General features: G+C 66.4%; 19 protein-coding genes. 7 read left to right on the top strand and 12 right to left on the bottom strand.

Features of this window, described 5'->3' with window-relative positions; all coding sequences use genetic code 11:
- Positions 1–24: 24 nt before the first annotated feature.
- The 3 genes from M4J40_RS03475 to hemC are packed head-to-tail and all read right to left on the bottom strand — an operon-like array spanning position 25 to position 4,743.
- Entirely contained in the window at positions 25–1,695 is a 1,671-nt protein-coding gene (locus M4J40_RS03475; RefSeq protein WP_251752127.1) for a heme biosynthesis protein HemY, read from the bottom strand.
- A 30-nt stretch (positions 1,696–1,725) separates the two neighbouring features.
- On the bottom strand, positions 1,726–3,819 hold the full coding sequence (locus M4J40_RS03470) for a uroporphyrinogen-III synthase (RefSeq protein ID WP_251752125.1): 2,094 nt from the start codon (positions 3,817–3,819) through the stop codon (positions 1,726–1,728).
- Positions 3,820–3,822: 3 nt separating this feature from the next.
- Complete coding sequence (gene hemC, locus M4J40_RS03465; RefSeq protein WP_251752123.1) at positions 3,823–4,743, bottom strand: hydroxymethylbilane synthase; 921 nt, start codon at positions 4,741–4,743, stop codon at positions 3,823–3,825.
- 211 nt (positions 4,744–4,954) lie between these two features.
- Here hemC and tsaD point away from each other — a divergent pair, with 211 nt between their 5' ends.
- Both tsaD and M4J40_RS03455 read left to right on the top strand, forming a co-directional pair.
- On the top strand, positions 4,955–6,034 hold the full coding sequence (gene tsaD / locus M4J40_RS03460; protein WP_251752169.1) for a tRNA (adenosine(37)-N6)-threonylcarbamoyltransferase complex transferase subunit TsaD: 1,080 nt from the start codon (positions 4,955–4,957) through the stop codon (positions 6,032–6,034).
- The gene (locus M4J40_RS03455; protein ID WP_251752121.1) at positions 6,031–7,014 is read left to right on the top strand and encodes an NAD(P)H-dependent glycerol-3-phosphate dehydrogenase; all 984 of its coding nucleotides are present in this window, start codon (positions 6,031–6,033) and stop codon (positions 7,012–7,014) included. Before tsaD ends, M4J40_RS03455 begins: the two co-directional genes overlap by 4 nt.
- A 255-nt stretch (positions 7,015–7,269) precedes the next feature.
- Here the strand turns inward: M4J40_RS03455 and M4J40_RS03450 are convergent, their stop codons facing one another.
- A complete protein-coding gene (locus tag M4J40_RS03450; protein WP_251752119.1) occupies positions 7,270–8,481 on the bottom strand; it encodes an NAD(P)/FAD-dependent oxidoreductase in 1,212 nt (403 codons plus the stop codon).
- Between the two features lie 344 nt (positions 8,482–8,825).
- Between M4J40_RS03450 and M4J40_RS03445 the strand changes: the two genes are divergently transcribed.
- Complete coding sequence (locus M4J40_RS03445) at positions 8,826–9,854, top strand: hypothetical protein (RefSeq protein WP_251752118.1); 1,029 nt, start codon at positions 8,826–8,828, stop codon at positions 9,852–9,854.
- Positions 9,855–9,856: 2 nt separating this feature from the next.
- Positions 9,857–10,873: a carbohydrate kinase family protein gene (locus M4J40_RS03440; protein ID WP_251752116.1), complete on the top strand. Its 1,017-nt coding sequence runs from the start codon at positions 9,857–9,859 to the stop codon at positions 10,871–10,873.
- A 45-nt stretch (positions 10,874–10,918) separates the two neighbouring features.
- Here M4J40_RS03440 and M4J40_RS03435 read toward each other — a convergent pair whose 3' ends face one another.
- Positions 10,919–12,391, bottom strand: a complete 1,473-nt coding sequence (locus M4J40_RS03435; protein WP_251752114.1) for an FGGY-family carbohydrate kinase — start codon at positions 12,389–12,391, stop codon at positions 10,919–10,921.
- Positions 12,392–12,653: 262 nt separating this feature from the next.
- Here M4J40_RS03435 and M4J40_RS03430 point away from each other — a divergent pair, with 262 nt between their 5' ends.
- The 3 genes from M4J40_RS03430 to M4J40_RS03420 are packed head-to-tail and all read left to right on the top strand — an operon-like array spanning position 12,654 to position 16,131.
- Positions 12,654–13,586: a substrate-binding domain-containing protein gene (locus tag M4J40_RS03430; protein WP_251752112.1), complete on the top strand. Its 933-nt coding sequence runs from the start codon at positions 12,654–12,656 to the stop codon at positions 13,584–13,586.
- Positions 13,587–13,639: 53 nt separating this feature from the next.
- On the top strand, positions 13,640–15,169 hold the full coding sequence (locus M4J40_RS03425) for a sugar ABC transporter ATP-binding protein (protein ID WP_251752111.1): 1,530 nt from the start codon (positions 13,640–13,642) through the stop codon (positions 15,167–15,169).
- Between the two features lie 11 nt (positions 15,170–15,180).
- Positions 15,181–16,131, top strand: coding sequence for an ABC transporter permease (locus M4J40_RS03420; protein ID WP_251752109.1), 951 nt, complete (start codon positions 15,181–15,183; stop codon positions 16,129–16,131).
- Positions 16,132–16,190: 59 nt separating this feature from the next.
- Here M4J40_RS03420 and M4J40_RS03415 read toward each other — a convergent pair whose 3' ends face one another.
- The 7 genes from M4J40_RS03415 to M4J40_RS03385 all read right to left on the bottom strand — a co-directional run bounded on the left by M4J40_RS03415 (position 16,191) and on the right by M4J40_RS03385 (position 22,496).
- On the bottom strand, positions 16,191–17,456 hold the full coding sequence (locus M4J40_RS03415) for an AGE family epimerase/isomerase (protein ID WP_251752107.1): 1,266 nt from the start codon (positions 17,454–17,456) through the stop codon (positions 16,191–16,193).
- A 121-nt stretch (positions 17,457–17,577) separates the two neighbouring features.
- The gene (locus M4J40_RS03410; RefSeq protein WP_251752105.1) at positions 17,578–19,665 is read right to left on the bottom strand and encodes an alpha-galactosidase; all 2,088 of its coding nucleotides are present in this window, start codon (positions 19,663–19,665) and stop codon (positions 17,578–17,580) included.
- A gap of 203 nt (positions 19,666–19,868) precedes the next feature.
- Complete coding sequence (locus tag M4J40_RS03405) at positions 19,869–20,798, bottom strand: metal ABC transporter substrate-binding protein (protein ID WP_251752102.1); 930 nt, start codon at positions 20,796–20,798, stop codon at positions 19,869–19,871.
- Positions 20,799–20,897: 99 nt separating this feature from the next.
- The gene (locus tag M4J40_RS03400; RefSeq protein WP_251752100.1) at positions 20,898–21,128 is read right to left on the bottom strand and encodes a sulfurtransferase TusA family protein; all 231 of its coding nucleotides are present in this window, start codon (positions 21,126–21,128) and stop codon (positions 20,898–20,900) included.
- A gap of 2 nt (positions 21,129–21,130) precedes the next feature.
- Positions 21,131–21,301 carry a hypothetical protein gene (locus M4J40_RS03395; protein WP_251752098.1) on the bottom strand — a complete coding sequence of 57 codons (171 nt, stop codon included), beginning with the start codon at positions 21,299–21,301 and terminating at the stop codon, positions 21,131–21,133.
- Between the two features lie 4 nt (positions 21,302–21,305).
- A complete protein-coding gene (locus tag M4J40_RS03390) occupies positions 21,306–21,905 on the bottom strand; it encodes an SCO family protein (protein ID WP_251752096.1) in 600 nt (199 codons plus the stop codon).
- Between the two features lie 90 nt (positions 21,906–21,995).
- Positions 21,996–22,496: a disulfide bond formation protein B gene (locus M4J40_RS03385; RefSeq protein WP_251752094.1), complete on the bottom strand. Its 501-nt coding sequence runs from the start codon at positions 22,494–22,496 to the stop codon at positions 21,996–21,998.
- Positions 22,497–22,744 lie beyond the last annotated feature (248 nt).

The raw sequence follows: 22,744 nt of genomic DNA, 5'->3' as shown, positions 1-22,744 counted from the left end.
AAAATGAAGCTGGCGCCTATCGTCTTACGAGAACGGCGATTCCGGCGTCAGACTTCGCGCCAACCCCTTGCCGTTGGCCGGTCCTGGATCGTCGGGCGGCGGCGGCAGCACCGCCAGGGGATCGACCGCGACACTGCCCGTCGCCGGGGTGGGGGTAACGGTCGCCGTTGGCTTTGCCTGCTCTTTGGAAATGATTGGAAGAGGCGGAGCCTCGGCCTTCTCCTGCACGACAGGCGGCTCGTCCTTGGGTTCGGCGACCGGTGCCGGCGGTTGCTCTTCGAGCTCGACGACGGAGGGCGGCGCGGCTGGCGTTTCCTTCGCTTCCACGACCGGCAACGCCTCCGGAATGGTTGGCTGGTGTGGCTTGGCCGCGATGACGGCAAGGTCGTTGCCGTCGATCGCCTCGCCGATCTCGCGCTCGGCGGGCACACGCCATTCCACCGCGTCGAGGCGGCCGGACAGCGGAGAGAGCGGTTGCCAGGCGTCGAGCACCAAGCCATCGGCAGTCCAGGCGGAATCGCGCGGCGCTCGCACGGCACGCGCCAGCCACTCGCGGACACGGCCGACGTCGCCGCTCTCGCTCTCTTCGAGTTCCGCCATCATCAGGCAGACGCGCTCGGTCGGCGCCTGGCGGAGCGCCTTGGCAAGCGCTTCGCGGGCCAGTGTGAACTCACGGGCGTCGAGGGCGGCACGGGCCACGGTCACGGCGCTTTCGGGATGAACCGGCTTCAGGTTCTCAAGCATGTGGGCGCGCTTCAGGCGATCGCGAGCCGAATCGCCCGGGCGCAGATGCAGATAGGCGATGGCAAGATCCGGATGCGGGTTCAGCTTCCAGGTGGCTTCCAGTACCTTGGCCGCCCGACGCGTGTCGAGTTGGCGAGCCAATGTGCGAGCGGCGACGGTGGCTGCCGGTACGAAGTCGGGCGCGATCTTGTGCGCTTCGAGGGCGAAGGCGCGCGCCTTTTCCGGTTCGCCATCCTCGATTTCGAGGGCGCGTGCCGTAAGTAGCACCGCGCGCGTACGGTTGGCGTCTCCCTTGCCGACCAAGCGTCCCGCGACGCTCTGGTCGAGGACGGACAGTGCTTCGCTCCAGTTCCTGTCGGCGGAGAGATAGTCCATCATGGCGGCGCCGGCCCACGGTAGGGCAGGGTTTTCCTTCTGCGCCTCGGCGGCGAATTGACGGGCGGCGGCCGCTTCACCGGCGCGTGTCGCTTCGATGTAGAGCCCCCGCAGACCGAGCAGGCGCGTTTCCGGCGTCTTCAGCATGCGCGTGAAGGCCTGCCGGGCAGAATCGCTTCGCCCCTCGAGCTGGGCGGCTTGAGCGGAAAGCAGCAACACCAACGGCTCGCTCTCCAAAACGCGATTGGCTTCGGCGGCTTCGCGCTGGGCAAGACGATAGTCGCCCGAGCCGACGGCGATCATGCCCCGCGAAAGCGCGCGGTAGCCACGGTCGCGCCGACGCCCGGCGAAATAGGTGCGAAGGCCGCGAGGCGCGCGCCAAAGGCCGGATGAAATCTTCCAGACGACAAGAAGGGCAACCGCGAGAACCAGCAGCGCGACCACGACGACGCGCAGGGGCGGCGCCGCGGCGCCGCCCGGCCAACTGACCGAGACGGCAACCGGCACGCCACCCAGCCAGTCGAAGGCGAGGACGGCGAGAAACAGCGCGGCGACCGACAGAAGAATGCGGATCATCTCGGAGCCTTTCCGAAGCGGGCGGCGGGGTCAGTTGGTGGCGGGCACCGACAGACGGTCGACGATACGGGCGGAGATGGCCTTGATGCCGGCATCGACGCGAACGCGGGCATCGAGTTCGGCGAGCCAGGTCTCGGCCGGGGGGCGGGCCCAGGCGGGCAGGGTGTCGGCGGCCGCCTTTGCCGCGGCTGCGTCGCCGCGCTTCAGGGCGTCACGGATCGCTTCGACGGCGCCGGAGGCCGGGTCCGTCGCGGCCGGACCGGTCTCGCGATAGTTGACCAGGGACTTGGCGCTGTCGAAAAATCCATCCACCCAGCCCTTGCCGGGCTCGACCGGTCGCCGCGCCAGCATGGCATCGACCGGCAGCGTGGCCAGCAGCCGGTCACGGGTTGGCACGCCTCGGTCGGCAACTGCCCTGAGATCGTCAAGGCCGGGCAGATCGGGGGCGGCCGCGGCAATCACGGCCAGGTCTGCTGCGAACGGTTGGCCGGCGTCGATCTTGCCGGACAGCGAGGTGAGAGCGAGCGACAGGGCGGCGATCTCGCCGCCCCTGGGAGCGTTGGCGAGACGTTCTTCAATGGCTGCGAGGCGAGGCTCCAGGGCAGAATTCTCTGCCTTCAGGGTGTCCGCTTCCGTGGTCAGGTCGGCGAGGCGGCTTTCCAGCGTGGCAATGGCGGCGGGATCGACGGTCGGCTTGTCGGTCGCCGCTTTCTCGGCTGCGTCCAGCCGAGCGGCAAGGTCATCGATGCGGGTTCCGATCGGGGCGAGGTCGGTGGCCGGGGCTTCGCGCCCTTCGAGAGCGGCGATGCGGTCGCCGAGCGTTTCCATCGCGGCCTGACCCGCCGCCAGCCGATCGGCAACCTCTCCGAGGCGCGTTTCCAGCGTCGCCGGATCGATGCCGCTGCTGCCCTCGCCGTTGTCACGGACCGGCAGAACGGCGAGCAACACCAAGGCTGCGGCACAGCCTCCGACGAGACCGGCGCCCAGAAGAGGCAACAGCGTCTTCATCTGGCTGGGGCGGTCGGTTCGTGGTGGAGCGGCGGCAGCCGCTCCCGTATCCGTCGAATCCATCATCGGTCTGTCCGGCTTGGGCGGGTCACCGATCGGGGGCTGATCCCCCGGCAGCGGTTCGATGGGAGTAACGTCCGGCCCGGGAGGTTCGATGATCGGCTTCTCCGGTTCCGGAGGTTTGGGCGCGGGCGGCTCGGGAGCGGGGGGCTCGCGAGGTGGTTCCTGGGGCGGCTTGGGCGGTTGGGCAGACTTTGCCACCTCCTTCGCCTCAAGGTCGATGACAGGCGCTTTCGGGCGATTGCGCCGGCCGGCAGCGTCCTTGCGGTGGTCTTCGGATGTCATGGTCTCAAGTCCCTCCGCTTCTTGCTCGCCGCCGACAGTTTCGCGCAGCCGGGCGGCGAGCGCAACGCTAGCGTCAACCAGAGCCGGTCCGGTTGGTTCCGGCGCCACCACGAGGTCGGCGACGTGGCCGGCCAACGGAGCGGCGGCGGCTTCCGATAGTGCCACGACGCCGAGGCGGGCGAGGCGCGTCTCCCAGCCCATCGTGTCCATGAGATCACGGAAAGCTTGCGCGGAGCGGCGCGAGGCGACGATCAGTCCGGTAATGCGTTCCTCGTTGAAGGCATCGACGACCTCGGGCGCGAGTGTTTGGCGCGGCTCGGCACGATAGAGTTCCGCTTCGGAGACCGTGACGCCAAGCGCGGCCAGCCGGCCGGCGATGTCGCCGGCCTTGTCTCGGCCTCCGGCGTGGACGAGCCGATGGAACCCGGCGCGGGCGACAAGGTCGACGAGATCATCGGCGTTGCCATCGGCCGAGCGAACATCGGTGAACCCGGCGGCACGGGCATCGTGGGCGGTACCACCGCCGACGGCGATCACCGGCAGCCGGGTGAGCGTATCGAGGCCTTCCGCGCCCTTCAGGATTGCCACCGTCTGGCGCGAGGTAAGGATCAGCGCTTCGGCGTCAGGATCGGCCGTGCGTACGCGGTCGACAGGATCGGCCGCCGGTTCGATGCTCAGCATCGGTTCCGCAAGAGCCGGAACACCACGGGCGGCGAGGGCCGCCACCATGTCGCTCGCCTGCGGTTCCGGACGGAGGACGAGTAGGACCATGGCTCAGTTCCCGCCGAAGAAGCCAGGGCCGGCCAGCGCGGCGAGGCGGTTGCCAAGACGATCTCCAACCCCCTCGGGGTCGGGGCCGCTTTCCCATCCCTCGTGCGCGACGCGCCCGTCCGGTGTCAGGATCAGGCCATGAAGATCGACGCACTCGTCCGATACCACGGCGTAGCCGGCGATCGGCGTGCGGCAGGAACCATCGAGCCGAGCGAGATAGGCTCGCTCGCAGGCAAGCGCGATGGCCGTGGGCGCATGGTGGATCGGCGCCAGGAGCTCGGCCACCCTTGCGTCACTTGTCCGGCTCTCGATGCAGATTGCTCCCTGGCCGACCGCCGGGGGAAAGGATTCGATGTCCAGGATCTCGGTCGCGACGTCGAGCATGCCCAACCGCTTCAGGCCGGCGACGGCGAGCAGCGTCGCATCGGCGACGCCTTCGCCCAGTTTGCGGAGCCGGGTCTGGACGTTGCCGCGATAGGGGATCACCGCCACGTCCGGGCGGAGACGGCGGACGATCGCGCCGCGTCTCAGCGAAGCGGTGCCGACCACGGCGCCCTCGGGCAACTCGGCAAGCGAGCCGTATTTCAGCGATACGAAGGCATCGCGCGGATCCTCGCGCTCAAGGAAGTGGCCCAGCACGAGGCCGTCGGGCAGAACCGTCGGCATGTCCTTGGAGGAGTGAACGGCGATGTCGAGCGCACCGCTCTGCAGAGCGGTCTCGATCTCCTCGGTGAACAGCCCCTTGCCGCCCACCTCGGCGAGCGGCCGGTCCTGAATGCGATCGCCCGCCGTGCTGATCGGCACGATCTCTACCTCCGGCGCCCTGGCTCCCCAAGCCGCCATCAGGCGGTCGCGGACCTCATGGGCCTGGGCAAGAGCGAGCGGGCTTCCGCGCGTGCCGAGGCGGATGGGTTTTGGTTGCACCGGTTCGCTCCCCGTGTGATAGAGCCGTGAAACGAAGGCGTCGGCCGGCCGACGGTCGAAGACGGCGGCGAATCGTCCCTAACGTTTCGCCTTGTCATGGCAACACTTGGACCATGGGACGGCGAGAGGCAATGTGTTCTTGGGTCTCGTCTTTCGTGACCGCGTCGGCATCGGCGAAGAGGGATTGACCAGGATGGGCGACCTTGGGGATATCGTCGTTCTCGGCCTCGAAAGCTCCTGCGACGAGACGGCCGCCGCCGTTGTGCGCCGCCGCGCAGATGGATCGGGCGAGATCCTCTCGAATGTCGTCTTCTCGCAGATCGAGGAACACGCGGCCTTTGGCGGCGTGGTGCCTGAGATTGCCGCCCGCGCCCATGTCGAGGTCATGGACGGTCTTGTCGATGCGGCGCTCTCCGAAGCGGGGCTTTCGCTTGCCGATATGGACGCGGTGGCGGCGACGGCCGGACCCGGCCTGATCGGCGGCGTGCTAATTGGCCTCACCACCGCCAAGGCGCTGGCCTACGCGGCGAGAAAGCCGCTGGTCGCCGTCAATCATCTCGAAGGACATGCGCTGACGGCCCGCCTCACCCATGGCGTCGAGTTTCCCTATCTGCTGCTGCTGGTATCGGGTGGGCATAGCCAGATCCTGAGGGTCGACGGCGTCGGCCGCTACAAGCGCATCGGCACCACCATCGACGACGCGCTCGGGGAAGCGTTCGACAAGACGGCCAAGCTGTTGCAACTCGGCTATCCCGGTGGGCCGGCCGTCGAACGGATGGCGGCCGACGGCGATCCTCGCCGCATAGCCTTGCCGAGGCCGCTCATCGGTCGTGACGAGCCGAATTTCTCCTTTTCCGGGCTCAAGACGGCAGTCCGCCATGAGGCGGAGGCCTTGGCTCCGCTCTCTCGCCAGGACGTGGCCGATATTTGCGCGTCCTTCCAGGCGGCGGTCTCGGATGTGGTCGCCGATCGGGTCGGCCTTGCCGTGCGACGGTTTGCCGAGACGCTCGCCGACAGTCGTGGGCCGGCGCTGGTGGTGGCTGGCGGCGTTGCGGCCAACAAGGCGATCCGCGCCCGGCTCGACGCCGTGATGGCAGGTCTCGACGGCCGTCTCGTCGTACCGCCGGGGAACCTCTGCACCGACAATGGCGCCATGATCGCCTGGGCCGGCGCCGAACGGTTGGCGCTCGGCTATACCGACGGATTTGACGTGGCGGCGCGGCCGCGCTGGCCGCTCGACGACGTTGCCGCACCGCTGGTCGGCCATGGTCGGTTGGGGGCGAAGGTATGAACGGCAAGATCGGTGTCTATGGCGCCGGCGCCTGGGGCTCCGCGTTGGCCTTGACGGCGGCGCGAGCGGGGGCGGAGGTCGTGCTCTGCGGCCGGAACGTCGACGAGGCGGAGAGGCTGAACGCCACGCGTCGGAGCTCGCATCTTCAGGACGCCGTCTTCCCGTCGTCGGTATCGGCCCACGCCGATCCGCGTTCGCTTGCCGACATCGATCTTCTGCTCCTCGCCGTCCCCGCTCAATCCTGCCGGTCGGCCGCCGTCATGCTTGCCGATTTTGTCGGACAGGGGACGGTGATCGTTTCCTGTGCCAAGGGCATCGAACAGGCAACTGGCGCGCGGCCGTCTCTTGCGATTGCTTCGGCGCTTCCGGGGCGACCGGTCGCCGTGTTGTCGGGGCCTGGATTTGCCGATGACGTGGCGCGTGGCCTGCCGACGGCGGTGACCATTGCGGCCGAGGATGCGGGGCTTGCAGACGCCATTTCCCGCCGGCTCGCCGGTCCCACGTTTCGGCCCTATGCCGCCACCGACGTTGCCGGTGTCGAGCTGGGTGGCGCATTGAAGAACGTGCTGGCGATCGCGGCCGGCATCGTTGCCGGTCGGGCGCTCGGCGCTTCGGCGCAAGCGGCTGTCATTACGCGTGGCTTCGTCGAGATGCGCAGGCTCGCCGCTGCGTTCGGTGCGGAGGCCGAGACGTTGATGGGCCTCTCCGGCTTTGGCGATCTGGTGTTGACCTGTTCGTCCACCCAGTCGCGAAACTATTCCTTCGGCTTGGGCATTGGTCGCGGAGAGCCGCCGGCAAGCTTCGGCAAGCTGGCCGAGGGCGCGGCTACCGTCGGAATCGCCGTTCAAAAGGCGGCTGATTTTTCGGTCGAGGTTCCGATCATGGCCGCCGTGGCCGAGGTGCTCGCTGGCCGCCTGTCGGTCGATGACGCGGTGGACCGGCTGATGGCGCGTCCGCTCAAACGGGAAAATATCATCTGAAACCGGCTGGCTGTTGCAATTTGCAACGCGAACGGGGGCGGACTGCCTCACCGATCAGCATATAGACGTCCAAGGTCGTCTTGGGCGCTACATGTTGGAGGTGGCGAAATTGCGCCCGGAAACCGAATCGCAACCATGATCGACGAAACTCCTCTACGTCGGCATCAGGTCGCGCGTAGCCGGCCGGTCCGAATGGACACCGGGTCCGCCCTCGTATTGTTCTTGCGTAGAGGGCGGCCCGAGCCCCTTTCCCGATTATCCCAAAAGTTCCTTGAGCGGTTTCGTCTCGATGTCGCGCCGGGATACGCGCTTGCCCGCTTCCAATAGCTTTTTCGCCGTCACGAAGGCGGCCGGGAAGTTGAGGGCGTCGACGGCGATCATCGCGCCTTCCGCGAAATACCATACGGCGTGACTGCCGGGGCGTGGGCCATCGATTTTCAGCGTGTCGTCGTAGCCATGATGGAGGCCGGCGATCTGCAGCTTTGCGTCATACTGGTCGGACCAGAACCATGGCTGTGGCGCATAGGCGCCGCCCATGCCGACAAGGGCCGCGGCGGCGGCTTCTCCTTGGTCGAAGGCGTTCTGTACCGATTCGAGGCGAATCAGGCGGCCGCCATAGGGGAAGCGGGCGCAGTCGCCGATGGCAAGAATGTGCGGGTCGGAGGTGCGCGCGAACTCGTCGACCAGAATGCCGTCGTCGACGGCGAGGTCAGAGGCCTCGGCGAGACCGGTATTCGGCGCGACGCCGATGCCGACAACCGCGAGATCGGCGACTAACGTCCGGCCGTCCGTAAGCTCGGCGCCGGTGAGGCGACCTTCGGTGCCGACGAGACGAACGATGGCGGCGCTCTCGAGGATATCGACGCCATGATCTTGGTGGAGCTCACGAACCAGATCCGCCGTTCCGGCAGCGGCGACGCGCTTCAGGATGCGGTCGGCGAGCTCGATGACCGTGACGTCGAGCCCGCGCGTTCTGGCCACCGCTGCCGTCTCAAGGCCGACATAGCCACCGCCGATCACCAGCAGACGACGTCCGGGGCGGAAGTCCGCCATCAGCGCGTCGGCGTCGGCCTTGTCCCGCAGGGTGTAAACGCCCTGAAGATCGCCGCCGATCACGGCCGGCAAGCGGCGCGGCGTGGCGCCGGTCGCCAGAACCAGAGTGGCGAAGGCAAGTTCCTGTCCGTCGTCAAGGACGACGACTCGCCGCGTCCTGTCGATCTTTGTGGCCTTGCGGCCGGTCAGCACCGTCACGGCATTGGTCTCGTACCAGGCCGGTGGCTTCAGGAGCAAACGGTCGAAGGTCGCTTCTCCGACGAGGTATTTCTTGGACAGCGGCGGCCGCTGGTACGGCAGGACCGGTTCGTCGCCGACGATGGTCACGGGGCGGTCGGACCCGAGCGCGCGGAGCTTGCCCGCGAAGGCAGCGGCGGCTTGGCCGGCACCAATGATGACAATGGGATCGCTCATCGTTTTCTCCCGCTTCGACGGAGCCTGCTTGGGCCTCTGGCGCAAGCTATATCGAGATCGCGCCATGTGCGGAAGCGTGGCGTCGAACCGGGCTGTAGCGCCTTCCGTCTTTGGTCGCATCGGCCGCCAAGCTCCGCACGAAAGCCGCTCTACGTTCCGAACGGGGCTTGTCACCTGCTTTGAACCGTCACAACATGCGGGGTGGGTGAGCGACGATCTGCGGATCGGGGGGCGACCCGAATGCAAGAAAACGAGCCGTCGCCCAGCCGTTGGATGGGATGGCGGGAGGAAACGTGGAGCCGCGCGGCCGGGGAGGGCCTGGCACCGGCGGATTGGAGTGATCGATGTTCCGTCTTGACGAAAAGCTTGCCCGCATTCGGGCGGGTGCCTATACGCGCGCCGATTTCATCATCGCCGATGCCAAGGATCCGGACATGGGGCCGTCGATTCCCGGCGCCGGTCCGCTCAGAGCCAAGGACGGAACGCTCGGCCGCTACCAGACGCGCCCGGAATTCCTGAAGAACGTTCAGGCGATCGTTGAGCAAGACATCGTCGACATCATGTTGACGTCGGCCTCCAGTCTCGAACTGCTCAACGAACAGGACGTCTACAAGAATTCGAAGGTGAAGCCGGCCATTCGCGCCAACGACACCACCGATATCTGGTTTGTGCGTGGCGGCGTTTATCCCAAGAAGCCGTCGCGGCCGTTCCGTACCGCGTCGCTGTCGCGCGTGACGACCGGCACCGTCGATCCGGCGCCCGGCGCACCACTGGTCGGCACCGACCTCGGCCTTTATTCGATGACCTTCAATAACGATCTCGACCACGACTACGCCTCGCTCGAGGCGTTCGCCGAGTTCCGTTACGAAGCGTCGCTGAACGGCTTCAAGTACTTCCTTGAGGTGTTCAATCCCAACGTCGACACCGGCATCGATGCCGATCTCGTGCCGCACTACATCAACGACTGCATCGCCCGCTGCCTCGCCGGCGTGACGAAGGCCGACAGGCCCGAGTTCCTGAAGATCGCCTACAACGGTCCGAAGGCGATGGAGGAACTGGCCTCCTACGATCCGACGATCATCGTCGGCGTGCTTGGCGGTGGCGCCGGTACGACGCGCGATTGCTACGAGCTGCTCTTCCAGTCCGAGAAGTACGGCGCCCGCGTCGCCCTGTTCGGCCGCAAGATCAACCTCGCCGAAGATCCGCTCAGCATGGTCAAGCACATGCGGGCTGTGGCGAGTGGCGATCTTACGCCGTCGGAGGCGGTGAAATCCTATCACGGCGATCTCGCCAAGGCCGGCATCAAGCCGAGCCGGGAGCTGGCCGCCGATCTTGAAGTGACGGAGAAGCCGCTCAAGGCCGGGCTTGCCTGATCATGGCAGCGGCAAGACGCGGCATCGTCACCGGAGGGACCTGGTGCGTCGACAACAACCGCTTGGTCAGCTTCTGGCCAGAGGAGGACGGCATTGTCGAAATCCTCTCCCAGGAACTGGCCGGCGGCGGTTCCGGCTGCAACCTTGCGGTCGATATCCGCCATCTCGATCCGAACATGCCTGTCGAGACCATCGCCATCGTCGGTGACGACGAGGGCGGGCGGTTTCTGCGCGGCATCGCCGAGGAAGCTGGCATCGATCACCGACAAATGCACGTCGACGGTTCGCTGCCGACGCAGTTCACCGACGCCTACGCCTCGGCGACGACACGCCGCCGCACGCATCTTTTCGCCAAGGCGGTGGCGGCTGCCCTTACGCCCGATCACTTCGATTTTTCGTCGACGACCGGGCGTATTCTCCATCTGGGGCTGCCGGGCTTCCACAAGCAGCTCGACGGCGTCTGGGAGGGTGGCGACAATGGCTGGGTGACGATACTCAAGAGGGCGCGCGCGGCCGGCCTCAAGACCAACATCGAGCTGGCCAGTCTCGAAACGCGCATCCTTGCCGACACCGTCATGCCCTGTCTCGATCATCTCGACTACGTCGTGGTCAACGACACCGAGATCGGCGCACTCGCGGGGCTTCCCACCGTCAGTCATGGTGTGACCGATGCGGGACTTTGCGAGGCGGCTGCGCGGAAGGTGCTCGAGGATGGCGCCATGGAGCTGGTGGTGGTTCACTGGCCGAAGCTCGCCATCGCCGTGACGCGCGATGGCACCGTTGCCCGAAAGGCGTCGGTCTCCATTCCGGCCGAGCTGGTCGTCGGCGCCAATGGGGCCGGCGACGCCTTCGCCGCCGGCATGATCTATGGCGTTCATGAGGACTGGCCGCTCGAAAAGTCGTTGGCGCTGGCGCATGCCACGGCGGCCTGTTCGTTGCGGTCGGTCACCACCTCCGGTTCGGTGGTTGGCTGGCAGGAAACGCTGCGGCTTGCCGATACCTGGGGCTGGCGCACCTGACGATACCCCCCGGCGGGGCATGACCTGCCGGGGATTTCCGCTGCGCTACCAGGCGGTAAAGGCGGCGCGCGCGGCGTTGAAGGGCTTCAGCGCCGAATAGAGTTCGCGGTACTCGCCGTAGAGAAAGTCCATCCGCTCGCGCCGTGACGGGTCGGGCTCGAACACGCGGTCGGTCACCACCAGCCGATCCGCCGCTTCGTCGATGGACGAAAAGCGACCGGCGCCGACGCCGGCCAGGATGGCCGCTCCCAGCACACCGGCATCGAGCGTCTTGAGCCGGCGAATCGGTCGCCCCAGCATGTCGGCGCGGATCTGGCACCACGGGTCGGAAGCTGCGCCGCCGCCGGCCATGGAAAAGCTCGTCGCCGCCTGCCCCGCCGACGCTTCCAGCGCCTCCAGGAGCCAGCGCACCGATGACGCTACGCCCTCGAAGACGGCGCGCGTCAGCTCGGCCGGCCCCATCGAACCGTCAAGGCCAATGAAGGCACCGCGCGCGCCGATGTCCCAGATCGGGGCCCGTTCACCCTGGAGATGGGGCAGGAACAAGGGTGTGGGACGGTGCGGATTGCTGTTGGCGACAAGGACCGACAGTTCCGACGGCGGGCGTCCCGTGAGGTTCGACAGCCAGGCGAGCGAGGCGCCGCCGGCCTGTGTCGGACCGGCATGCATGGTGATGCCTTCGCAGGTCGGGAAGGCGATGACGCCGGCAGCCGGATGGCGCGCGCTCGATACCAGGCCGATGATTTCCGACGTCCCCGAGAGATACATGCATTCGCCGTCGCGAAGGACGCCAGTGCCGATGAGACCGGCCCAGGCATCCATGGCACCGGTTACCATGGGGATGCCGGCAAGCGGCAAGCCCGGCCGGATACGTCCAGCCGTCTGCGTGAAGCCCCGAAGCGGTGGCAGACGGTCGGCTATTCCCGGAACCAGATCGAGGAGGCGGGACACGTAGGTCAGCGACTGGTCGATGACGCCGAAAGCGGCCATCGGGTCGGCGGTGGCCTCGCCGGTGAGTTGAAGGATGCAATAGTCCTTGGGCGCCATCAGCCAGCGCGTTCGCGCCCAGAGATCGGGGTGGTGCCGCTTCAGCCATAGAGCGCGGGCCAGTGGATGGCTGGCGTCGATCGGCAGCGGGGCGCCCCACCAGCCAATGCGCTCTTCGGCGGAAATCAGCGCATCGAGTTCGGCCGCCTCGGCACCGGCGCGACCGTCCTGCCAGGTGATGGCGGGCATCAGCGGAGCGCCGTCCATGTCGACGAACACGTGGGTGTTGACCTGGCTGGTCAATCCGACGGCGGCGATCGCACCGTTCGTCAGTCCGTCCGACAGATGTGCCAGCGCTGCCGAAACGCGGCTCGTCCAGTCGGCGGGATCCTGCTCGGCCAATCCCGGTGCAGGTCGCTTCATGGGGTAGGGGTCGGCGAAGGTGCGGAGCGCCGCGCCGCTGTCATCGAACAGCGTGGCCTTGACGGAGGTGGTGCCGACGTCGATGCCGACGAGAAGGGGCGTCATCATGGAAGAGGTCCGGGAGGCAGATCGTTCGCCGCCGAGATCACCACGCCGGCAGCGGCCTGTCCATCGCGGTTTGTCATTTCTTGTCCGAAAAGGCTCGTTTGGCGAGTAGCTTGGCCTTGTCTTCGCGTCATGAATCGAGGGCGATCGGCAGGCTTCGTGTTGAATGGCTTCCGTCCGGCTGATAACTGTTTTTCGGCCGGCGGGGAGAAGGAGGATGCGTACCTCCGACGACCGGTCTCAGAGAAAAATGGGGAACGCACACATGACTGCTACGCTCCGCATGCGGCTTCCGGCCGCCGCGCTGTTTCTTTCCGCCGTGTTCGCGACCGGTGCCGCTCTCGCGGACGGCAAGATCGCGGTGATCACGCCCTATCTCGCCCAGCCGGGCACACAGTTCTACGTCGAAGCTTTCCAGGCAGCCGCCAAGGACAAGGCTTGGGACGTCAACGTCATCGACACCAAGGGCGATGTCGCCGCCGTCATTTCCCGCCTCGAGGACGCTGCGACGCAGAAGGTCGACGCGGTGGTGATCAACGTCGATCCGGCTCAGGTCGAGGCGGGGCTCGCCGCCGTCAAGGACGCGGGCATTCCCATTGTCGGCATGGATGCGGGCGCCAGTCCCTATCTCGTCACCAACGTCACGTCGAACGGTTACGCCATGGCGGCCGACACCGCCGCCTATGTCGCCAACAGGATCGGTGGCAAGGGCAACGTCGTCATGTTCGTGTTCGATGCCTTCCCGCCGGTGCAGGTGCGCGGTGTGATCGCCGATGCCGTCTTCGGCAACAATCCCGACATCAAGGTGCTGGATCGCGTGACGCCCGACGTGTCGGACGGCGGCATCGCCGACAGCCGCGCCAAGATGGAGGCGATCCTCGCCGCCAATCCGGACAAGGGCTCGATCTCGGCCGTGTGGGCCGCCTGGGACCAGCCGGCGCTCGGTGCGTTGCAGGCGATCGAGGCAGCCGGCCGCCAGAGCGAGGGCATCGTCATCACAGGTATCGACGCCAATCCGCAGGCCCGCGAGGCGATCGCCGCCGGTGGTAACTTCGAGGCGTCCATGGCGCAGGACTTCCACGGTATCGGCGCGGCCGCAGCTGAGGCCGTCGCCCAGACGCTGGCCGGCAAGCCGCCGAAGTCGTCGGTTACCTACGTGCCGACCAAGCTCATCACCGCCGACAACGCCGGGGATTGAGACGTTTCGTGACGGATGGGCGGCTTGGCCGCCCACCGAACCAGGTTCTCACCATGTCGCTGCTGTCCATTCAGGATCTTGAAAAGAGCTTTGCCGGTGCCAAGGCGCTGGGGGGCGCCTGCCTCGACGTTCGTGCCGGTGAGGTGCATGCCCTGATGGGCGAGAACGGCGCTGGCAAGTCGACGTTGATCAAGGTGCTGGCCGGCGTGGTGAAACCGGACACCGGGTCGATCGCCATCGATGGCGCGCCGGTTGCCATCGGGTCGCCGGCCGATGCGCTTCGCCTCGGGCTCAGGTTCATTCACCAGGAACTCTCGGTCGTGCCGCATCTGTCGGTGGCGGAGAACATCTTTCTCGGCCGCGACTATCCCCGCCGCTGGGGCGTCATGATCGACTGGGACGGCCTCAACCGCCGTGCGGCGGCGGTGCTCGCCGGCCTCGGCGTCACCCATATCCCGCCCGGTCGCAAGATGGCGCGCCTGTCGGTGGGCGACCAGATGCTGGTGAAGATCGCTACCGCCTTCCAGGATGCCAGCGTCGATGGCGACGCTCCGGCCCGGCTTTACGTCATGGACGAGCCGACGGCGGCGCTGTCGGCCGAGGAGTCCCAGCGCCTCTTCGCCGTCATCCGGCGCCTGCGCGCGGCGGGCGCCGGCATCATCTACGTGTCGCATCGTCTCGACGAGGTGATGGAACTCGCCGACAGGCTTACCGTTCTGCGCGACGGTGCGACCGTGGCGACCCGCGACATTGCCGGGCTGCAGAAGCTTGAGGTCATCGAGCTGATGATCGGCCGCCGGTTCGCCGAGGGCTACCCGCCGCGTCTTGCGCCGGTGTCGGGCGAGGTCGCGCTTGGTGTCGAGCATCTGTCCACAGGTTATCTACAGGATGTCTCGTTCGAAGTGCACAAGGGGGAGATCCTTGGGCTTGCCGGACTCGAAGGCGCCGGGCAGAGCGAGGTCATCCGGGCGATCGTCGGTGCCGATGGCGGTCACGATGGTGCCGTCAGTCTCGCCGGCCGGCCGGTCAGGATCGAGGAACCCGTTTCGGCCTGGGCCAAGGGGCTGGCGTTTCTGCCACGCGAGCGGCGTCAGGAGGGGCTGGTTTCGTCGGCGTCGATCGCCGGCAACGTGTCGCTGCCGCATCTCGACGATCTCGTTCGCTTCGGGCTGGTCCTTGACCGGGCAGCGGAGGCGGAGCAGGCGGTGGATCTCGGCCGGAAGGTGAAGCTGAAGTCCAAGGGACCGAAGCAGAAGGTTCGCGAGCTCTCCGGCGGCAACCAGCAGAAGGTGGTATTCGCCCGAGCCATAGCCGGCCCTCCCGAGGTGTTGCTGCTCGACGAACCCACCCGTGGTGTCGATGTCGGCGCCCGCTATGACATCCACGCCCTGCTTCGCGAACTGACGGCCGAGGGAAAAGCGGTGGTGCTCGCTTCCTCCGACCTGCCCGAACTCGTCTATATGGCCGACCGCATCATCGTCTTCCGGGACGGCAGGGTGGCGACCACCGTTTCCACCGAGGGCCTCGACCAGGCCAGGCTTGCCGCCCTTTGCTTCGGCTCTCCGGCCGCGCCCTCCGCCTGAAGGAAATACCCGTGGCTTCCGCGCTCAAGACATACGGCACGCTGATCGGTTTTGTCCTTGTCGTCCTGTTCTTCTGGATCGAGATTCCCGATACCTTCATGACGGCGAAGAACTGGCTGAACATCAGCCAGCAGGTGTCGATGCTGGCGGTGGTCGCCTTCACGATGACCATCGTCATGGTGATGGGTGACTTCGATCTTTCCGTCGGTTCGATGGCGTCTCTGGCCGGCATCGTGGCGGCGCTGGCCTTTCGCGACGGGCACGGGGTGTGGGTCGGCGTGGCGCTGGCGCTTGGCGTCGGCCTTCTCGGCGGGCTCCTCAACGGGGTACTCGTCGCCTATGTCGGCATCCTGCCTTTCGTCGCGACGCTCGGCACGCTGACGGTCTATAGCGGCCTTGCCTTTCTGGTGTCCGGCGGCAAGACCATCTTCGGGCGCGACATTCCCACGGCTTTCTCCGGATTTGCCCGCTCGGGCATTCCGCTCGCGGATATGGTGAGCCTGCCAAGCCTGACAATCGTCGCGGCGGTTGTGCTCTTGGTCGTCTGGTTCACGCTGGAGCAAACCACGTTCGGCCGCCGGCTCTATGCCATCGGCGGCAACAAGGAGGCGGCCCGCCTCGCTGGCATCCGCGTCAGGCGTCTGCGCTTCCTTGCCTTCGGTCTTAGCGGGCTCGGTGCGGCGACGGCCGGCCTGATGTATGCGAGCCGGGTTGCCTCGGCCAATCCGACACAGGGCTCGGGCCTGATGCTCGACGCGATCGCCGCCGTCTTCCTCGGCATGACCATGAGCGAGGAAGGGGAGCCTCACGTAGCGGCAACCCTGATCGGCGTGCTCATCTTGGGCGTACTCGGCAATGGCCTCACCCAGATGAGCATCGACAGCTATGTGCGCGAGGTCCTGATCGGCTCGATCATCGTGCTCGCCGTCGCCTCGTCGTCACTCGGCAAGACCAAGGGGTGAACGAGAAAGCGCCGCCGGCCAGGACCGACGGCGCCCGTCAACCGTACCTCTTCCGGTGATCAGACCCTGATGCCTTCGTTCATCAGTCCGTTCACGAGGCTGCCGGACGTTGGCAGCAGCGGAATGAGGCAGGCCTGTACCGAATGGTAGATGTCCGGTCGGCCGTAGAAGGGGTTGGTGGCCGGCCGGCTCTCCGCGTCGAGCTGCGGGATGAAGGCGCCGGTCGTCCGATCGATCAGGTGATCCGTGGTGAAATCCCAGATGCGCCGGTACCAGTTCTCGTAGAATGGGTCGCCAGTGATCGACGCCAGGAAATGGGCGGCGCCGATACCCTCGCAGCACGGCCACCAGAAGCGGTCGGCGATCGACGGTTTGCCGTCCCAGCCGACGGTGTAATAGAAGCCGCCGCGTTCGCCGTCCCAGCCTTCGGTGACGGCGAGGCGGAAGAGGCTTTGCGCGGCTTCCGGCAGCCAGAGGAGCTTGCGGCCGCCGAGCTCCCAAAGCTGGAGCAGCAGGCGTGCCCATTCCAGCCAATGCCCGGGCGTCGAGCCGTAGGGCTTGAACATCGGGTTGCCGACATACTCGAGCGTCACGTTCCATTGGGCGTCGAAATGCTCGGGCAGGCGCCAGCCGTTGCGTGAGGCGAAGCGATCGATGATCAGCTCGGCAATGCTTTCAGCCTTGCGGAGATACTCCGCGTCGTCGGTCACCTCGAAGGCTGCCATCAGCGCTTCGGTGAGGTGCATGTTGGAGTTCTGGCCGCGATAGTCGCCGATCGGCTGCCAGTCGGCGGAAAACTCCTCGGCGACGGCGCCTGGGTCCGTTTCCCAGAACCGGGATACCAGGATGTCGGTCACATCGGCGATCAGTCTGTCGGCGGCCGGGTGGCCGGCCGCCTTGGCGGTGGCGGCGGCCAGAAGAACATGGGCATGGCCGTAGGCCTGCTTGGTCGGATCTGTCAGGGTCCTGTAGCCGACGCCCCAATGATAGCCGCCGTTCGATGCATCCCTGTGATCGTTCCAGAGGAAGTTCATGCCCTGGTCGACCACATTGGCGGCGCCCGGCCGGCCCATGAGAGAGGCGATGCCGAAGGCATGCACGAGGCGGGTCGTGATGTGAAGATTGCGCGATGGCGGCAGGCCGCCATCGGCACCCGGCGCCATCGGCCGTCCGGCTTCATCGAGCTCGAAATAGCCGCCGAGCGGGTTGCGGCATCCCGCCTCGAAGAAGGAGAACAGCGCGTCGGCGCGGCCGAGCAACCAAAGACGATGAGGCGTGCGCTCCACCCAGCGGCTACGCGCGGCGGACTTCAGTTGCCTGAGCATTGTTCTTCCTCCCTGGCGGCGGTTTGTTGGCCCTCCAGCCTCTCTTTCTTTTTTAGCACCGCCCGGAGCAGGAACAATCTCATGAGATCACTGAAATTGGCCTTTCGACTGAAATGGTTGATTACCTCACCGGCGTCAGCTCAAGAAGATAGGCGGTTTCAGGCCTTTGCATGGGCAGAGGCAGACCGGCGCTTGCCAGCGCCGCCGCGCTGAATGTCATCTCTCCGGACAGCAGCTTCGCCTGTCCGTCACTCATCCTTATGAAACCCGAGGGGCAGTCGCCATGGGTGGCGGCGATTCGCCATATCTGTTCGGGCGGGCCAGGCAGACGGAGGACGAGCGGCTCCGGCTGTTCGGAGACCATGGTCGGTCCTTGCGCCACGAAGACGGCGGCTCGCTCGGATGTCATGGCGCCCCAGACATAGCGACCATCGCGGGGATCGAGGTTGAAGTTGGCGCCGGGCGCATGGAGAAGCGGCCTCAGGCGCTTGTGGAGGGCAATGAAGCCGGCAAGTTCGGTTCGTTCGGCCGGGCTCATGTCGAGCGGGTTCAGCTCGACGCCGAGGTGGTAGGCCAGCGCCACCATGGCGCGGAAGGTCAGGGACAGCGTCCGCCCGGACTGATGGCTGGGATTGGCTGAAACGTGGGCGCCCATGATCTCCGGCGGCAAGAACAGGCTGGCGCCGCGCTGGATTTCGAGGCGGTCGAGGGCGTCGGTGCAGTCCGACGTCCAGACGCGCTGGGTGTTGGCGAGCACGCCATAGTCGGTACGGCCACCGCCGGAGGCGCAGCTTTCGATCTCGACGTGGGGGAATGCCGCGCGGACACGAGCCATCAAGGCATGGACGGCACGGGTCTGGGCGGTTGTGACCGCGCGACCATCGGCGCCGCCGACGTGCGTGAGGTCTCGGTTCATGTCCCACTTGATGTAGGAGATGGCGTGGGAGGACAACACGGCCGACAGCTTCTCGAACAGATAGTCGGACACCTCCGGTCGCGTCAGGTCGAGGACCTGCTGGTTGCGCGAGCGCAGGAGGGGGCGCCCCTCCACCTTGAGCGCCCAGTCGGGATGGGCGCGGTAGAGGTTGGACTCTTCGTTGACCATTTCCGGCTCGAACCAGATGCCGAACTGCATGCCGAGCGACGTCACATGGTCGACGAGCGCCTTCAGGCCGTCGGGATACTTGCGACGGTCGACGATCCAGTCGCCGAGCGACGTGGTGTCGTCGTCGCGGCGGCCGAACCAGCCGTCGTCAAGAACGAAGCGCTCTATGCCCAGGGCAGCGGCGGCATCGGCCTGCGCCTTCAGGGAGGCGAGCTTGTGATCGAAATAGTTGCCTTCCCAGGTGTTGAGCGTCACCGGGCGGGGGCTCATCGCGCCGTCCGGCCAGGACAGGATCTCGGATCGCACGAAGGCCTGCAGCGCCGCGGCGTCCTCGGCGGCATAGGCGACCGGGCTCTGGTAGCTCTCCCCACGGGACAGGCGGATTTCGCCCGGCTCGAACAGCGCGCCGAGGTGGACGAGCCGCCGGCCGTCGTCGAGCGTATCGACGGCGACGATGTGGTTGCCGCTCCATCCGAGATGGAAGGCGAAGCTCGCACCTCCGACGGCGACGCCGAGGTATGGCTGCCGATCATGGCTGGTGCGGCCGCGCCGGTTCTCCTGCAAGGTGATGCCGGCGGCGAGCGGGTGACGGCGGATCTGGAACTCCCGCCCCCACATGCCGGTGAAGCGGGTGGCGATCGCTTCGCCCGCCGGAAGCAGGAAGCTGCCGGCCATGCAGCGATCAAGCGTGTAGACGCCATCCTTCACGGACGTCAGGCGGCTAGAGAGGCCGAGCACCCCGGTGTCGCTCGTGCGGATGGAAATTTCGATGTCGATGCCGGCGATGGCGTCGCTTGCCGCGAGCACCGTGGTCGGGCCATCCTGTCGGCTGGTCCAGCCAGAAAAGTCGAGCAGAAAGTCACGGCCGTCGCGATGGCCGACGATGGCCGGCCATCCGAAAGCGCCCATGCCTGCCACCGGCAGGAGTGCTGCGGAGGGGACGTCGACGTCCATGCCGTTGATGCGGCTCGAACGCGGCACGTCCGGCCAGAAGTCGGGGGTCGCCGCTCCCAGTCCGAAGGCGAGGATCTCCGGCATGCCGCGGTCAGGCAAGCCGACCGAGAGCGAAAGCGGACCGGCTGAGAGAGTGACGGTGGACGGCATGAACGGCCTCGACTCCAGGAGCAAGAAAAGACGATGGGGTGGCATAGGATTCCCCTTGCCGTCTCCATCGTCACAGTCTTGCCGATATAGATCGCCCTGGGGTCGTCGTTCCAGCCGCTTTTTGGGGAAATTGACCTTTTGAGCCGAGATTCCCTATCGTTAGCACATAATTACTTGTTGCGTGGCAATCCGCAACGCGAGCGTCACGGCTTGGGTGCAAGGGCCTCGGTGAGCGTGCCGATGTTGTGCCGGATCATGTCGACGTAAGTCGGCGCGGGGCCGTCCTTTGCCGAGAGGGCGTCGGTGTAGAGTTCTCCTCCGACAACGGCGTGGGTTTCGGCGGCGATCTGGTCGACCAGCCGACGATCCTTGATGTTCTCGACGAAGATCGCGGGTATGGCATCCTCACGGATTTGGCGGATGATGCCCGCGACGTCGGCGGCCGTGGCTTCGGATTCCGTGCTGACGCCCTCGGGCGCCAGAAGCTCGAGGCCGTAGGCGGCCCCGAAGTAGCCGAAGGCATCATGGCTGGTGATGATCTTGCGCCGGTCGGCCGGCAGGGCCGCCATGGCCGTGCGAGCCTCCGTGTCGAGCGCTTCGAGTTCGGCGACATAGGCTGCCGCGTTGGCGTCGTAGATCGTCTTTCCCCCTGGGTCGGCGGCGTCGAGGCCGGCGGCGATGTTCTTCACGTAAGTGACGGCGTTGGCAACATCCTGCCAGGCGTGCGGGTCGATGCCGTGATGATCATGCCCGGCATGGGCGGCGTCGGCATGATCGTGATCGTTCTCTTCCTCGGCCATTTCGCGGGGCGCGACGCCCTGTGACGCCACGGTCACCGGTCCGGTGTAGCCCGACGCTTCGGCGAGGCGGTCCATCCACCCCTCGAAGCCAAGACCGTTGACGACAAGGAGCTTGGCAGCGGCGACGGCTTTGACGTTGTCGGGCGTCGGCTCGTAGACGTGGGCGTCGCCATCGGGGCCGACGAGCGTTGTGACCGCGACGCGTTCCCCGCCGACGCGGCTCACCATGTCGCCAAGGATGGAAAAGGAAGCGACCACCGGCAGGCGGTCGGTGGCAAAGGCTGGGCCAGCGGTCAGGATGGCGAGAACGGAAGCAAGCAGGAGGCGGTTCATGAGGCTCTCTATGTTATGTTATAACATAACTATGGTTGGACCCAATGCATGGCGGTGTCAAGGGGCATGGCCGTGTCGGAGAGAACTGGGTATGCCCGGCTAGCCGCCCCTGGCGATCACGAAGCGCAGGACGGCCCCATCCTTTTCCTCGGCCATCAGCCCGTGACCCTGTTCGCGGCAGAAATGGGGTATGTCGATCGCCGCCAGGGGATCTGTCGCTTCGACGACCAGAAGCTCGCCGGGCGCCATGCCGCGCAACGCCTTGCCGGCTCTCAGCACCGGCAGCGGGCAGTTGAGCCCCTTGAGGTCAAGACGCAGCGGTTCGGCCATGATCAGGGCAGGGCGGTGCGACAAAGATCGACAAAGGCACGGACGCCGTCCGAGCCAGCCGACAAGGCCACCCCGAAGGCTATCACCGCCAATGGCAAAGCGAGTGAAGCCAGGTGGTCGGATAGCCGGACGCGTTTGCTGACTTCCTTGTCGGTCTCGGGTTGATTGGACATCCGTTCAGCTCCCGGCGATCAGGGTCTTCAGCTTCTTGAGCGCGACGTCCTGGTCTTCCATGTAGGCGATGGTGCCTCGGAAGCGACCGTCGGCGCCGAACATGAAGCTCGAAGCCGTATGATCCATTCCATAGTCGCCGTCGGTGCCGGGAACCTTGCGGGCATAGATGCGGAAAGTCCTGATGGCATCGTCGACCTGCTCCCGGCTTCCGGACAGGCCAAGCACTATATCGCCGAAGGATGACAGGTAGTCTTTCAGTACGTCCGGTGTGTCGCGCTCCGGGTCGACGGTGACGAACAACAGGTCGACCTTGCCGGCGTCCGGTCCGAGCTGTTCCTTCAGCGCGGCGTATTCACCGAGCGTGGTGGGGCAGACGTCCGGACAGTGGGTGTAGCCGAAGAAGATGACGTGCGGCCGGCCGGCAAAGGTCTTGTCGGTGACGGCGCGGCCGTTCATGTCGACAAGGCTGAAGGGACCGCCGATGTCGCTCGCCGCGACGCTGGCATTTTCCATGAAGGGAAGTCGACCGCCGAAAACGAGCCAGCCGGTGGCGCCGAACAGCACCGCGACAAGCAGCCAGACGATGATGCGCAGAGCTTTCACTTCTCCTCCCACCGTCGATGGCATCGGATCGCGTTGAGACTAACCAAGAACGAGTGCGCGCGAAATGGCCAACTTTAGGCGCGACGGGTGTCAGATCAGGGCGTCGCGGCGGGCAAAGATGCCGCGCCAGCTCATGACGCCGACGAACAGGGTCGACAGAGCGTCCCAGCCGGCGAAGGACAGGCCGAACAAGTTGATCGGCGCTTCGGAGCAGGAGACGAGCCGGGTGCCTTTCACCGCCGCCATCAGGTCCGTGGCGCTGGTGATCACGGTGGGGGCGCCGCCGCAGTCGGACGGGCCTTCCCAAAGCTTCCACTCGGCGCCGACGTGATAGCCGGCGAGCGCCGAGCCGACGAAAAATATGGCTCCACCGACGAAGTAGAGGAGGCGAGCAAGGCGCGGCATCCGGGACGACAGGAGCAGGCCGACGAGCAGGATCGGCAGGCCGACGTAGTAGGGGACGCGCTCTTGCAGGCAGAGCTTGCAGGGGAGGTAGCCGCCGATGATCTCGAAGCCCCAGGCGGCTACGATGGCAAAAAGGCCGGCCAGAAATGCGAGACCGGGAGCACGAAGGGCTGCGGGAGCGGACATGGAACACCTAAACGACGACTGCGGCGGTTCCGGCCTAACAGCTTGGAACGAGCCACGCAATCGACGAATGGGGTGTTCGGGAGCGGTTGCCGGTCGAAAAAGCGCCCCCGGCCGCGCCTCAAAAGGCGCAACGCAGGCAGAAACGAATTCCGGGGGGCTGGGGGGCTGGATTGAGCCGGAACCCGTCCGCAGCGTCATTGCCGGGGGACGAGTGCATCCTGCTGGCCCGACTTGGCGTCGACAAGGCG

This window comes from Pleomorphomonas sp. JP5 (assembly GCF_023721815.1).
Lineage (GTDB): Bacteria > Pseudomonadota > Alphaproteobacteria > Rhizobiales > Pleomorphomonadaceae > Pleomorphomonas.
This window is presented reverse-complemented; position numbering and strand designations above follow the sequence as displayed.